Annotated in this window: 13 protein-coding genes; all 13 read right to left on the bottom strand. The window is 33.9% G+C overall.

Annotated features, from left to right (window positions below; translation table 11 throughout):
* Positions 1–5: 5 nt before the first annotated feature.
* Positions 6–3,251, bottom strand: a complete 3,246-nt coding sequence (locus tag QO190_RS06545) for an efflux RND transporter permease subunit (RefSeq protein WP_371461609.1) — start codon at positions 3,249–3,251, stop codon at positions 6–8.
* Positions 3,252–3,351: 100 nt separating this feature from the next.
* Positions 3,352–4,440, bottom strand: a complete 1,089-nt coding sequence (locus QO190_RS06550; RefSeq protein WP_371461611.1) for an efflux RND transporter periplasmic adaptor subunit — start codon at positions 4,438–4,440, stop codon at positions 3,352–3,354.
* A gap of 16 nt (positions 4,441–4,456) precedes the next feature.
* On the bottom strand, positions 4,457–5,764 hold the full coding sequence (locus QO190_RS06555; RefSeq protein ID WP_371461612.1) for a TolC family protein: 1,308 nt from the start codon (positions 5,762–5,764) through the stop codon (positions 4,457–4,459).
* 237 nt (positions 5,765–6,001) lie between these two features.
* A complete protein-coding gene (locus QO190_RS06560; protein WP_371461613.1) occupies positions 6,002–6,715 on the bottom strand; it encodes a peroxiredoxin in 714 nt (237 codons plus the stop codon).
* 122 nt (positions 6,716–6,837) lie between these two features.
* Positions 6,838–6,981, bottom strand: coding sequence for a hypothetical protein (locus tag QO190_RS06565; RefSeq protein WP_213195801.1), 144 nt, complete (start codon positions 6,979–6,981; stop codon positions 6,838–6,840).
* Positions 6,982–7,010: 29 nt separating this feature from the next.
* Positions 7,011–8,471, bottom strand: a complete 1,461-nt coding sequence (locus tag QO190_RS06570) for an NAD(P)/FAD-dependent oxidoreductase (RefSeq protein ID WP_371461615.1) — start codon at positions 8,469–8,471, stop codon at positions 7,011–7,013.
* A gap of 87 nt (positions 8,472–8,558) precedes the next feature.
* Positions 8,559–8,915, bottom strand: coding sequence for a NifB/NifX family molybdenum-iron cluster-binding protein (locus QO190_RS06575; protein WP_371461616.1), 357 nt, complete (start codon positions 8,913–8,915; stop codon positions 8,559–8,561).
* Between the two features lie 152 nt (positions 8,916–9,067).
* On the bottom strand, positions 9,068–10,252 hold the full coding sequence (gene cydB / locus QO190_RS06580) for a cytochrome d ubiquinol oxidase subunit II (RefSeq protein WP_371461617.1): 1,185 nt from the start codon (positions 10,250–10,252) through the stop codon (positions 9,068–9,070).
* Positions 10,253–10,290: 38 nt separating this feature from the next.
* A complete protein-coding gene (locus QO190_RS06585) occupies positions 10,291–11,826 on the bottom strand; it encodes a cytochrome ubiquinol oxidase subunit I (protein ID WP_371461618.1) in 1,536 nt (511 codons plus the stop codon).
* Between the two features lie 13 nt (positions 11,827–11,839).
* Complete coding sequence (locus QO190_RS06590) at positions 11,840–12,082, bottom strand: DUF4492 domain-containing protein (protein WP_371461619.1); 243 nt, start codon at positions 12,080–12,082, stop codon at positions 11,840–11,842.
* 110 nt (positions 12,083–12,192) lie between these two features.
* The gene (locus QO190_RS06595) at positions 12,193–13,068 is read right to left on the bottom strand and encodes an AraC family transcriptional regulator (protein WP_371461620.1); all 876 of its coding nucleotides are present in this window, start codon (positions 13,066–13,068) and stop codon (positions 12,193–12,195) included.
* A 6-nt stretch (positions 13,069–13,074) separates the two neighbouring features.
* A complete protein-coding gene (locus tag QO190_RS06600) occupies positions 13,075–13,440 on the bottom strand; it encodes a rhodanese-like domain-containing protein (RefSeq protein ID WP_371481283.1) in 366 nt (121 codons plus the stop codon).
* Positions 13,441–13,601: 161 nt separating this feature from the next.
* On the bottom strand, positions 13,602–14,645 hold the full coding sequence (locus tag QO190_RS06605) for a bifunctional transcriptional activator/DNA repair enzyme AdaA (RefSeq protein ID WP_371461622.1): 1,044 nt from the start codon (positions 14,643–14,645) through the stop codon (positions 13,602–13,604).
* Positions 14,646–14,881: the final 236 nt, after the last annotated feature.

Here is a 14,881-nt window from a genome sequence, read left to right on the forward strand (position 1 = left end):
TTTTTTTATAGGTTATCCTCTGAAGAAATCTCACCATATTCACTTTTTTCATCTGCGTGTATTTTCTCCCATTTTTTCTTTTCTGTCATGTAATAAATCAACGGAATGACAATCAGTGTTAATAAAGTAGAAACAATCGCTCCAAAAACCAATGAAATGGCTAATCCTTGGAAAATAGGGTCGAATAAGATGATTACCGCTCCTATAACTACTGCACCCGTAGTTAATAAAATTGGTGTAGTTCTTACCGCTCCTGCTTCTATAATCGCTTGTTTCATCGGAATTCCTTCATTGAGTCGAATTTCTATAAAGTCAATGAGCAATACTGAGTTTCTTACCATGACTCCCGCTAAAGCAATCATCCCGATGAATGAAGTTGCGGTAAAGAACGCTCCTAACAACCAGTGTCCGAGAACAATACCAATCAAAGAAAGCGGAATCGCAACCATCATGACCATTGGTGTTTTAAAGTTTTGGAACCAACCTACAATCAGCATGTAGATAATGATGATAACCACGGCAAAAGCAGCTCCTAAATCTCGGAATACTTCTAACGTAATTTGCCATTCTCCGTCCCATTTCACCGTGTAATCATCTTCATTGCTTGGTTGATTCATGTACAGTTCATTAATAGAATATCCTTTTGGAAGTTGCATTTTTTTCAATTTTTCTTCCATTCCTAGAATTGCGTACGCTGGACTTTCTAAACCTCCTGCCATATCTGCCAATACGTACACTACCCTTTTTTGGTCTTTTCTGTAAATGGTTTTCTGTAATTCTTCGCGCTGAACTTTAACCAAATCACTTACAGGAACCATATTTCCCATTTGTCCTTTAATTTTCAAATCAGTAATGTCTGTAATTGATGTTTTATCCGCATCATTCAATTTCAGGACAATGTCTACTGCATCGTTCGATTTTTCATCATACAGATTTCCAATCGGATGTTCCCCCATCAAATACGTAAGATTTCCTACAATTTGTGCTGGAGCAACACCGTTCAACATTGCTTTTTCTTTATCAGCAACCAATTTAAACTCTGTTTGAGGCGCTTCTACCATCCAATCTACATCTACCACATCATCTGTATTGTTCAGGATATTTTGAACTTGGTTGGCTACTTTAATTTGCTCATCGTAATCTGGGCCATAAATTTCTGCCACAATGGTTGATAAAACTGGCGGACCAGGTGGTACTTCTACGATTTTTACATTGGCATTGTATTTTTTCGCAATTTTCTGAATTTCTGGACGAATATTTTTTGCTACATCATGGCTTTGATTATCTCTGTCTTCTTTGTGCAATAAATTCACCTGAATATCAGCGGTATTGCTTTGTCCACGCATATCATAATGACGAACTAGACCATTAAAGGTAATCGGTGCAGATGAACCTACATAAGACTGATAATTTACTACTTCTGGAACCGTTTTCAGGTACTGCGCAATTTCCTGTGAAACTGATGCCGTTCTTTCCAAAGTCGTTCCTTCTGGCATATCAATCACCACTTGGATTTCATTTTTATTGTCAAAAGGAAGCATTTTTACTGCCACCCATTTTGTAGCGAAAGCCAACATAGAAATCAATAACAACACTACGGTAATTCCCATCATCGTCCAACGTTTTTTGCCGCTGTCTAAGAATGGTTGTTCTATTTTTTTGTAAATTTTATAGATTTTGCTGGTTTCCATTCCCTGTTCTTCCTTATGCTCTTCGTTATCTTTTACTTTCAATAAATGATAACCTAAATAAGGGGTAACCGTTAACGCAACAAATAATGAAAGCATCATCGCAATAGAAGCACCAATTGGCATTGGAGACATATAAGGTCCCATCATTCCGCTTACGAAAGCCATTGGTAAAATGGCGGCAATTACGGTGAACGTTGCCAAAATCGTAGGGTTTCCAACTTCATTTATGGCATAAATCGCAGCTTGTTTGAATGGCAATTTCTTCATGTGGAAGTGTCGGTGCATGTTTTCTGCAATAATAATACTGTCGTCTACCACAATTCCCACCACAAAAACTAGAGCGAAAAGCGTAATTCTATTCAAAGTATAACCGAGCATATAGTAGCTGAAAAGCGTCAGTGCAAAAGTTAAAGGAACTGAAAAGAAAACGACTAATCCGCCTCTCCAACCCATTGCCAACATTACCAGAACGGTAACTGCTAAAATCGCCACACCTAAGTGCATCAATAATTCTGAAACTTTGTGAGAAGCAGTTTCCCCGTAATTTCTGGTTACTTCTACATGAACATCATTCGGAATTAACGTTTTCTTTAAATCTTCTACTTTATCCAAAATCTGTTCAGAAATTTTCATCGCATCCGCACCTTTCACTTTAGAAACAGAAAGCGTAACGGCAGGATATTCTGACTTGAATTTTTTACCATTTTCTACTGCATTACCATAACCAAAACTCACATAATTGGCTGGAGATTGCGCTCCGTCTTCTACTTTTGCAATTTGTTTCAAGTAAACAGGCATGTTTTGCGAAGTTCCTACCACCAAATTTTCTACATCTTCCGCAGAACTTAAAAACTGTCCTGTCGTCAATAGATATTCAGTGTCATTAGCATCAAAACTACCTGATTGAGAACTTCCGTTATTGGCTTGAATCATTTGCATTACGTTTAATGCGTCAATGCTCAATTCCGACATTTTATCTTTGTCTAATTCTACTTTTAACTGGCGGTTTCTTCCTCCAATCACTTTGGTTAAAGAAACGTCTTTAATTTTTTTGATTTCCGAAGACAATTCTTCTGTCATCTGACGAAGTTCGTAATCGTTGTATTTTTCGCTCCAAAGTGTTAAACCTAGCATCGGAACATCGTCAATAGAACGTGTTTTCACCATCGGTTCATAAACGCCTTTCGGAAAAATATTTTTATTTTTCATGAGTTCGTCATAGAGTTTCACGTAAGAACGCTCTGTATCTTCGCCTACGTAAAACTGAACGATAATCATGGCTTGCCCGTTCATTGCCATAGAATGAACGTGCTCTACTCCTTTTATATTTGAGATGATTTTTTCTAATGGTTTTACCACTCTGCTTTCTACCTCTTTCGCTGAAGCACCGGGATAACCTACCATTACGTCTGCCATCGGAACAATAATCTGTGGCTCTTCTTCTCTTGGTATTAATGTGGAACTGTACACCCCTATAATCATCAATGCAATCATCAACAAAATTGTTAATTTTGAATTGATAAAAAACTCGGCGATGCGTCCTGCAAATCCTTTTTCCATAATATTTATTTTAGAAGTTAGAAGTTAGATTTCAGATGTTAGAGTAGCAAACCGCATTTTAGATTAAACTATCTAAAGTCTAACATCTATTTTCTAACATCTATTTTAAACTAACTTTTGCACCGTTAAACAATTTTCCTTCTGCTGAAATAATATATTGGTCATTTGCGTTAAGACCTGATAAAATTTCAACTTGATCACCGAAAGTTTTACCCACTTTCACCCATCTTAGAACTGCGGTATTTTGTGAACTCACGGTATAAACTCCTGTTAATTGTCCGTTTTCTACGATTGCAGATTTAGGAATCATTACGCCATCTTGGAAATCCTGATTCACATTTCCAGAATTTTTGAAAGGAAACTGAACATTCACAAACATTCCTGGTAATAAATCTTTAGAAGCAGGAACATTAATTTTTACCATGTATTGTCCACCTGTATTTGCTGAAGATCTGCTGATTTCTGAAACCGTACCCGAAACTTCTTTATTGGTAGATTTCAACGTTACTTTTACCGACATTCCAGATTTTAAAAGGGTAATATTCTGTTCAGAAACCAAAACCTGGGCTTGCAAAGCTCCTGGAGATTCTATCGTTAGTAAAGGCATTCCTGGACTTGCCATATCCCCTTGACTGGCGTATTTCGCGGTAACTGTACCAGAAATAGGCGCCGTAACGTTGGTATATCTGTACTGAGCGTTTACTTCGTTTTTCATTTGTTGCGCTGCTTGTAAACCTGCTTGAGCCATTTCGTAGCGCGCTCTCATATCATCTAATTCTTTTTGAGAAGCTGATTGATTTTTGTATAAATTTTGAAATCTTTCAAAATCTTTTTTCGCAATATTATAATTGGCTTGTGCTTGAGCTATACCAGCAGAAGCTTGTCCGCCTTTTGCTTGAATATCTGTACTATTGATGCTTACTAAAAGTTGACCTGCATTTACGTATTGCCCAACTTCTGCGCGCATTGCAGTAATGTAACCCATCATTCTGGTAGAAACATTTACAGAATTTTTAGCGACTAATTTTCCACTTGCTGTGGCATTAGAACCTACTGCATTGGTCGCAGATTTATTTACGGTAACCGAGATAGGTTTGTCATTCAATTCTGCAGATTTTTTTTCGTCTGAAGAACAACTTGCTAGGAATACGCTTCCTAAAAATAATGCTGAATAAATATATGTTTTCATATGTAGATTTTTATTGTTATTGTTTTAAAAATTTATAGTATTCTAAAGCGACATTGTATTCAAAAATAGCTTGTTGGTATTCCAAATCTTTTTGAGACATGGTGGTCTCGCTCATTAATAAGTCTGAAGATTTCTCTAAACCTTGATCATATCTGTTTTTACGAATTCTATACGCTTCTTTGCTTTGTTCCAGCGCTAGTTTAGTAAGATTTACTTTATTTTCGGCATCTTGAACTTGGCGATTTGCTTTATTGAGTTCTAACTGACTTTGTCTATTATACTGAGTGATTTCGGTTTGAACTTTAATCAATTCTGCTTTGTATTTTTCCTGTTCAGATTTTGCTTTTAATCCATCAAAAACATTCCAAGACAACTGAACTCCCGCCAAATAACCATTGGCACCAAACTGAGCGAATTTATTATCATATAATTCAAAGCTTCCAAAAGCATTTAATCTTGGCAAAAACTTGGCTTTGGTTGATTTAATAAGATAATCGTACGCTTCTAGAGATTTTTGATACGCCTGTAAATCTTTTCTTTCTACATTTAGTGTAGCCGTATTTTCTAAAATCTGGTTTTGAAATTCTAATTTTTCAGTAGGCTTGAAAACCTTATTGAAAGACTCTTCGTCTAATAAGAAATAAAGGTAATCCGAAGCATTTTTTATGTTAGATTTTGCATAAGCGATTTGATTTTCAATTTCTTTTACGCGAACGTCTATGTACAACACTTCCGTTTTCTGAATCATTCCGTTTTTGAAATAATTGTCGATTACTTTTTTATTGGCTAGCGTTGTGGTTTTAGCATTTTCAAGTGTTTCGAGCATTCTGTATGCTAATTGCAGTTGCATGTATGCTTTTTTGAACTCAAACTGAATGTATTCTTTGGTTCTTTCTGCTTTAATTTTTAAAACCTCAGATTTTACTTGTCCTGCTTTTTTAAGATACACTGCATCCATGTTGATGATGGGTTGTTGCACCTCAATTTTAGTAGCGAAATTAGAAATTGCGTCTGGAGCATTTAATTTAGCTGGGTCAAAATCCATTTGTGTAATACGCTCCTGATTTAATTTAGAACCGAAAGCATACAAAGGATTATTGGTATTCGAAAAAGTGTAAGAAGCATTTACGTTGGGTAAATACATTGCTCTCGTTCCCAATAGTTCTGCTTGTGCTAATTTGGCTTCGTCATTAGCCAATTTCACTTGAAGATTTTGGTCTACCATTCTTTGTTCTAATTCTGCTCTAGAAATTCTGATGGTGTCTTGTGAAAAGCCTTTCAGCACGAGCGAAAAAACAAAAACTACCGTAAAAAATTTTCTCATTGTATTTAAATTTTTCTTTTTTTTAATTTATTTTAATAATTGAAATCGAGAGTTTCGATATACGTTCTCTATTTCTTCGGCAAAAATATAGGTGATAAAAGTCATGTGCAGTAACTTATGTTACATTAAGAAAATTCTTTTGTTAGAAAGAAAAAAAACAAAACGATAGACTATTAAAATCTATCGTTTTCAATTAATATAACAACTACTTGTTCAGTATACTATATAGTTCAATAGTTAGTCTTTAATGAGCTTACTATAGATTTCTTTTTCGTCTAATTTTTTTGTGCAGAAGAACCAATCTTTGCAATCTAAATTTTCTTTATCTTCCATCCTTTCTTTTGCAACACCACAAGATCCGGCAGTAGGAACAATCACGTCATCTCCTGGTCTCCAATCTGCAGGAGTGGCTACTCCAAATTCATCTGTAGTCTGCATCGCAATAAGGGCACGATACAATTCATCAAAATTTCTACCGATACTTAATGGATAATAGATAATTGCTCTAATAATGCCTTTTGGGTCAACAAAAAATACAGCTCTTACTGCTTTGGTATTGCTTTCCCCTGGTTGAATCATACCATATTTCTTAGCTACTTCCATTGTAATGTCTTCAATCAATGGAAAAGTAACTTCAATGTCTTTCATTCCATTAAACTCTATTTTTTCTTTAATGGTTCTTAACCAAGCTATATGACTGTAAAGACCATCTACAGATAAGCCAACCAATTCACAATTAGCTTTTCTAAATTTCTTCTGAAGATGTGCAAAAGTCATAAATTCTGAAGTACACACCGGTGTAAAATCAGCAGGGTGACTAAATAGAATACTCCATTTTCCTTGATAATCAGAAGGGAAATTAATTTCACCTTGAGTTGTAACTGCTTTGAACTGCGGAGCTTTTTCTCCAATTCTTGGCATGCTGAATGTTTCTTGTACTTGCTGTTCCATTTTATTTATTTTTAAGTTATAGAGCAAATTTAAACCCGTTTTAATAGAAGAAGTATTACTTGAATTACACTTACGATAGATGAAATCGATTGCTCCAATTTGCTCTTTTCTGTATATTTTTTTTAATGTTTATCCTCTCCTCTTGTTCCTCCATGACCAAGAGCTACTACTCGCAGTATTTTAATATTAAGAATAAGAAATCTAAAAAATTGATAGAACGGGTTTTGCATTTTAGATTTCATTTTTGCAGATATTCTTTGTGCCATAACTTTTATTTTAAATTAAGATTAAAAACTTATTCGGGGATCATAAACCAAAATGGTTTCATCTTAGCTTTCCAGAGAAATGCAAAATGTAAAGAATACTTAACCCAATGACCTCCTAAACCAATTTCGCCAAAAGTTTTTTTCAAATCTCTACCGCCAGAATTTTTATATTTTACATAGTCTGGGACAATAGGAAAAGTAGTAATGGTAACCGCAGAACCCTTGGTGAATCCAAATCCTGCAGATGCTACACAAGCAGCTCCCATATTTCCTAAAGAACCACGATGCGGTGTAATAATTTCACCTTTCTTGATACTTTCTATGATATTATCTGCAACCAATTTGGCAGTAATTCCAGATGGCATTCCTGTTCTTGGTGGCGCTGGAAAAATTTCGGTTCCATTTGGTGATTTTCTAGGTTTAGAAATAGAATGCGGTGGTGCAAAAGCAATTCCCGGAGCAAAAATATTAGGATAGCTAGGATTTTGATAGGTTTCTGGCCAGTCTTGCACCGTCCATTCTTCATAAGGTTTTGTTGTATAATCTGCGTCTACTACCATAAATCCCCGAAATAATTTTTCGGTAATATCTGCTCCATGCTTGTCATATGCTTTAAAGCCGTGTCCTGAAAAAGCAGGAATTAACATTGCAAAATCAAATGTTTCTGTTTTATATTCTCCATCTAAGTTTTCGTAATGAGCAATCCCATTTTCAATTTTGTTTACACCTGCTCCCAAAATCCACTTTATTTCTCTATCTTCAAAAATCATTTCTACCATATCGCTCGATTTCATAATCATATCGCCATAAGTGAGCAACATACCGTCCATCCCAAAATCTCCGAGATGATATTCATTAGAAATCCAAGTGATTTCTGCTTTTTCTCTTAAGCCACAACGTCTTAACTCCGAGTCTACATTCAGAATATATTCAAATGCTGCACCTTGACATGTAGCTTTTGCATGACCAGTTCCAATAAGAATTTTCATTTTCTCATTAGATTTTTTGAGTTTTAATTTTAAATTAGTGAATGCAGCAGAAGCATGCTCTGCATGATCATAGCTACAAACCGAATAACACTTATTAGTTCCGGGGTTCAAACCTTCGGTTAGGTCAAATGCTAGTTTCGGTCCTGTTGCATTAATCAAAAAATCATAATCAATTATTTCTTGTTTTCCCTTATTGTCTCCAAAAACATATTCTGCAATTACATAAGGTTTAGCATTTTTTACATCCCCTTCTGGATGAAAAGAAATTACCTTTGCTTGTTTATAGCCTATATGATGTTTTTTATATAGTGGAGCTAATGGAAATTTCACATCATTAGGAGACATTCTGCCGACACCTACCCAAATATTAGAAGGCACCCATTGATAATTAGAATTGGGAGAAACCACTAAAATTTCGTGCTCATTACCCAATTTCCTACGAAGATGCGTAGCTGCGGTATGACCAGCAATACCAGCACCAAGAATTACAATTTTCGACATAATTTATAAGTTTTTTACCAAAATAGCAACATTTATCGCTTTTAAATTGTAACCCATGTTACAAAAAGCATTTTTTATTAATAATTTTTAAAAATTTAAATTTTCAATAATTTCTCCAATTTCAAAATACTTTGCTTTTTCGAAATTGATATGATTCTCCGTCAATTCATTGCGTAAACCCATTCCCATTCCGTAATAATAGAATTTATCTACTCCCGAAAGTTGAGTAAGGATTTTGGCATGATGATGATGTTTTTTTTCATTACTATCATGAGCATGATGATGATTACAGCAACCGTCTTCGTGATGATGAGCATGAAGATTTTCTTCGAATTTTTCTGAAATTAATTTCCCATTTTCTATTTCAAAAAATGCAAATTCTCTACATTTTCCTGTGTGAGCTGCAATGGTTTTCCTGTCGTTGGTTGGGATTGCAATTTTCATTTTTAGTTTAATTTATTTTCTTTTTCTAATTTTTTAAAAAGCCAGAAAGTGATTCTGTATGAAACGTAAATCATGATTGGCAAACTGATGAATTGTATAATTTCTTTGGTGTACATTTTAATGAGTGTAAAGTTGTTAAATCGTAAAATCGTTTAATAAACGTGTGCTTCTGTTTCTTCTAAATCTTTTTCGGAAATATTTTTGGCATCTAATTTCTTCCAAACAAGAGCGATATAAGCCAAAACAAAAGGTACTAACAACGAAACATAACTCATCGTTCTCAAAGTAAATTCACTGGAAGAAGAGTTGTAAATTGTGAGCGAATTTTGCAAATTATAAGTTGATGGATAAAACGCCGTATTATTGAAACCTGCATTAATAAGCAACATCCAAACAGTAAGAACTGTGCCAATTCCTGAAAACCAAATTCCGTTTTTGCTTTTTTGAAATACATTGACGAAAATTCCCACCAAAACCATTACTACTCCAAGTAAAAATACAACTAAAACAAAAGGCATTTCGAGGAAATTGTTCAAATATTTGTGAGCTTCCATAGAAACTTTTTGATTGCTAGGATTTACAGCAAAACCATCGATAAACAATAATCTTATCAACCAAAAAAGAAAGAAAACCAAGAACAAAACGCTATTTATTTTCAAACTTTTAATAGAATTTTTTTGAATATTATCATTATCAATAATTTTCTGAAAATATAAATTCGCTAAAACCCTTGCCAAGAAAAAAATGGCAAATCCTAAACTTATATTTTGAAGAAATGCGAGTTTTTCTACTGTCCAAATTGCTTCTAACCCGTGAAATGGAGTTTCCCATGAAGAAATAATCGGCATTTTTTGTAAATTTTGATTGATGATATTACTTTTCTCCACCGAAAATTCGGCACCGGTGAAAAATGTAGAAACGGCAACACCTAGTAAAATACTCCCTAAAACTCCATTCAAAAAAAGAAAAATATCGAACGTTTTAGTTCCCAAAAAGTTATTGGCCTTGCTTCTGAATTCATACGAAACCGCTTGAATAATGAAGGCAAAAAGAATCGCCATCCAAACCCAATAAGCACCACCAAAACTGGTAGAATAAAACAATGGAAAAGATGCAAAAAACGCTCCACCAAAAGTAACCAAAGTAGTGAAAGTAATCTCCCATTTTCTACCCGTTGCATTCAGAAGCATCGTCTTTTCTTTTTCGGTTTTGGCAAGTGAAAAGATGAGGGTTTGTCCGCCTTGAACAAATAACATAAAAACCAACAAAGCACCAAGAAGCGAAACAATCATCCACCAATAATGCTGTAAACCGCTATAATCTAAAAATGAAAACATTTCGTAAAATTTAAAAGTTAAAATTCTATTTCCTAAAATTAATGTGCTGAACGATTTCTGATTGCAGAAAGCATAATTTTAATTTCTGCAATTAAAAGTGTAGTAAATATGATTAAGAAAAGGAAAAATGTAATTTGCACACTATACGCATCAATCTGCGAAACCGCCGCAATATTGGGCAAAAGATTTTGTATTGTCCAAGGTTGCCTTCCTACTTCAGCTACAATCCAACCTGCTTGTGAAGCAACATAACCGAAAGGTATGCTCCAAAGCGTAAGTCTCAAAAGTGTTCTGCTTTTTTCTAAATTTCCTTTGATCATTTTATAAAAAAGTAACGCAAACAACACCAAAAACCAAGTTCCTAAAATCACCATAATGTGAAAAGAATAAAAACTCATTTTCACATTCGGAATGAGCATGTGAGGGTCTTTCCCGAAATAATACCCATACCCGAAATCTTTTTCGTGAGCTCTAAATGTTTTGAGTGCTGCTTCAGCATTGACCAAATCTCCAGATTTTTTGAATTTAATGTAATTCCCGAGTGCATCAATGGCGATTTTACCACTGTTAATTCTTTCTTGATAAGAAACAATTCCTTCTTTTTTATTTCCGTGAACCAAATCATTAATTCCTGGAACAAAAGCATCACCTTGAAGAAAAGCCAAATAAGACAAAGCCATTGGAATTTTTACTTCAAAAATGAATTTTTCTCTATGGTGTTCATCTTTTTCAGGATCTCCGAAAATTCCCATTGCAATAAGAGGAGCGCTTCTATCACCTTGATACAAACCTTCCATAGCTGCCAATTTCATCGGTTGAGTTTTGGCAACTTGTCTTGCAGATTCATCACCACTCCACATGGTTCCTATGCTTGCTAATAAGCCAAAAATTGTAGCAACAAGAATACTTCTTTTACCAAGGATTACATCTTTTTCTTTCAAAATAAACCATGCACTAACTCCCGCCACAAAAAGAGAAGCAACGATATAAGAGGAAATTACGGTGTGTAGAAATTTATTTACAGCCACTGGATTCATGAGAACGGCCCAAAAATCTACCATTTCGTTTCGCATCGTATCTGGATTAAATTCCATTCCGACTGGATGTTGCATCCAACCGTTTGCTACCAAAATCCACAATGCAGAAAGATTAGAACCTAATGCAACCAACCAACTCGAAAGTAGGTGAAATTTCTTGCTTACTTTGTCCCAACCAAAAAACATTACTGCGATAAAAGTACTTTCCATAAAGAACGCCATAATTCCTTCAATCGCTAACGGTGCGCCGAAAATATCACCTACAAACCAAGAGTAATTACTCCAATTGGTTCCGAATTCAAATTCCATAATAATTCCTGTGGCAACACCAATTGCGAAATTAATTCCGAAAAGCTTCATCCAAAATTTGGTGATTTCTTTCCACTTTTCATCGCCTGTTTTCACATAAATGGTTTCCATGATGGCAATGATAAAGGTAATTCCTAAAGTTAGCGGAACAAAAAGCCAATGGTACATTGCTGTAAGTGCAAATTGCGCTCTGCTCCAATTGACGAGTTCCCAATCTATATAATTCATCGTTGTAATATTTCTATTTTTTAATTTTTGTCAAAGTATTTTGCAAATATTCTATTCTTTGTTCGTTACTCTCAAAATTAGTTTTAAGAAAATCCTTAAAGAAAAACATCTTAAGAATCCCGAACATGATAAATAGTTTAACAACAGCAATAATCCAAAGAGATTTACTTTCTTTTGACATAATGCTAAAACCATGTTTATAGAGTTTTAGCAACTCGATAAAAGGATACAATAAAAAGTTATAGAAAGCTTGCATTGTTGAAAAATCAAAAATTTATGATAAAAAAAACTTTAATTTTCACAATACAAAGTTAAGCTAGAAACGCTCAAACTTCTTGGCTTACAAAACGGGGAAAATGGTAATAATTATTTATTTAGATTTTTTCTAAAATCTATTGGAGAAACTCCCGCATTAGATTTAAAGAATTTAGTAAAATAGGAATTGTCTTCAAAATTAAGCTCAAAAGCAATCTGCGAAATGGTAGATTGAGTATTAACCAATAATCTCTTAGCCTCTAAGATGATTCTGTTTCTAATCATTTCACCAGCTGTTTTACCCGTAATAAATTTACAAACGGAATTTAGATAATTTGGAGTAACAGCTAATTGATCTGCATAAAATTTGGGATAATGTTCTTCTTTGAAATACTTTTCAAGTGATCCTTCAAATTTTCTTACTAAATTATTTTGAGTATAATTAAAATTAGTTTGGTTCAGTGATTTTACATCTTCAGAAATTAATAGTAAAATTTCCAAAATGCACAATTTTATAAGTTCTGATGAATATTTATAACTTCCATCATTAAAATCTAAAATTTTTGCGAAAGCATATTTTATATCCCTTTGATTATTTTGAATCTGATGATAACAATTCTTACCACTTTTACTAAATAGAGGTAATTGATCAATGAAATTTGCTTGTAAAAGAAATTGATTGAATAAATTTTCATTAAAATTTATAAGAAAACCTTTAGTATTTTTATGGTTAAAAACTAAATCGTGAACTTGACCAGGTCTAAGAAAAAAAACAGAATTATCTTGGATTTCGTAATCTTCAAAATCAATTTTATGAATACCCGAACCCTTCTCTATATAGAGAATTTGATAAAAAGTATGACGGTGCGGTTTTTTAGGAAGGTAAATATCTTCATGAAGCAATTCCTTCAAATCATGAATAATGTAGTTTTGAATATTTTTTTCATTATTCACTAAATCGCAGACATTTAAAACTGGAAATTTCATAAAAAATTAGTTAGAACACTCTCCAGTTATAGAAAGGGAATGTGAAATGATTTCTGGTGGATTTCCAAGAAGAGGTAAATTATTTTGTTGCCATTTTACCAAACCACCTTCTAAATAGTAAATCTGATTAAAGCCTCTGTCTTCCAAATATTTAGCAAAACTTTTACTTCTCACACCGTTATTACAAACCAAAACGATTTTCTTATCAGCTTCAAAATGTGACCATAACTCTTCTATCTCGCTGAAGGGAAGATTTTCTACGATAGGAAGATTCATTTTATACAATTCAAATTCATAGCGTTCTCTAACGTCTACCAATTGAATGGTTTCGTTTATCATCGTTTGAAAGGTATTTGGACAAATGCTTTTCATAGAAATTCTCAATTTATTGGGTTAAAAAAGACTCTGTTGATCTTTATTAAATGCAAAATTGAATTTTTCTGAAAAACCGCTCTGTAACAAGTGTTACAGAAATCAAAAGAATTGATACTATCTATTTAAAACCGAAGTTTTAATTGAAAAAATATAAATAATTAGAATAGAATAGCGCCTTCTAATTCTAGGAGTTTTTGTTTTGGCCAAATTCCACCGCCATAACCTGTAAGATTTCCATCACTTCCAATCACTCTGTGACAAGGAACCAAGATGGATATTTTATTCATTCCATTGGCATTTGCCACTGCTCTTACTTTTTTGCTATCTCCCAAAATTTCAGATTGTTTCGCATAGCTCCATGTTTCACCATAGGGAATTTTCATCAAAACTTCCCAAACTGATTTCTGAAAATCTGAACCCACAAAATGAAGCGGAACGGTAAATTCTTTTCTTTTTCCTTCGAAATATTCGGTAAGTTGTTCTTCTAAAATTTTAAAATGAGAGTTTTCTCCTTGAATAATATTGGCATTTAAGGATTTAGAGAGGTGTTTCAGTTCGGTTTCCAGCATTTTTCTGTCTGTAAATTCTAGCATACAAATTCCTTCATCCGTTGCAGCGGCATACATGGTTCCAAGAGGTGTTTCGATGCGTTTTAAATCAATTACTTTCTGATTTTTAGAATTTTTAGGAGACACTCCGAAAATATTTTTGAAACTTTCGGTAAAACCACTTAAACTTTCGTAGCCACTTTCTAGAGCGGTTTCCGTTACGGTTTCTCCTTGTTGAATTTTCTTAAATGCAGAATTAATTCTGAACATTCTTTGATACGCCTGAAACGTGATTCCGTGATTTTTCAGAAACCAACGTCTCATTGTTGCAGGTTCTATTCCACGTTTTACCAAGTCGTAATCTTTGAACTTCAAAGAAGGATTTTCTACCAATTCATCTATAATTTCCTGAATATATTTCGGGGTTTCGTTCAGTTTTTCTAATGGTTTACAAACCTTACATGGACGATATCCTTTTAAAATGGCATCTTTGGTATTGCTGAAAAATTCTACATTTTCGGGTTTTGGTTTTCGGGCAGTACAAGTTGGTCTACAGAAAATTCCCGTAGTTTTTACGCCCATCCAAAAAACGCCTTCGAAACTTGCATCTTTATTGAAAGAAGCATTATACATGATATCGTTAGGTAAATTCATAAATGATGATTGATATATAATGATTGAAAAAAGATATGATAAACTTTGTCAAAGATTTTAAAACTTTGACAAAGTAATGCAAATGTAAATTTTTAGGAATGGATGATACAACCGAAAAATGAACAAGCATTTTTGATTTTAGATTTTAGATGTTGGATGTGAGATGTAACTCTTCGATTACTGCTAAGAGAGACAAACATTTAAAATTCTGTTGGATTTGCGCGAGGGCGAAGTGT

The sequence above is a fragment of the Cloacibacterium sp. Arc13 genome (assembly GCF_041431305.1).
In the GTDB taxonomy this organism is placed as follows: domain Bacteria; phylum Bacteroidota; class Bacteroidia; order Flavobacteriales; family Weeksellaceae; genus Cloacibacterium; species Cloacibacterium caeni_B.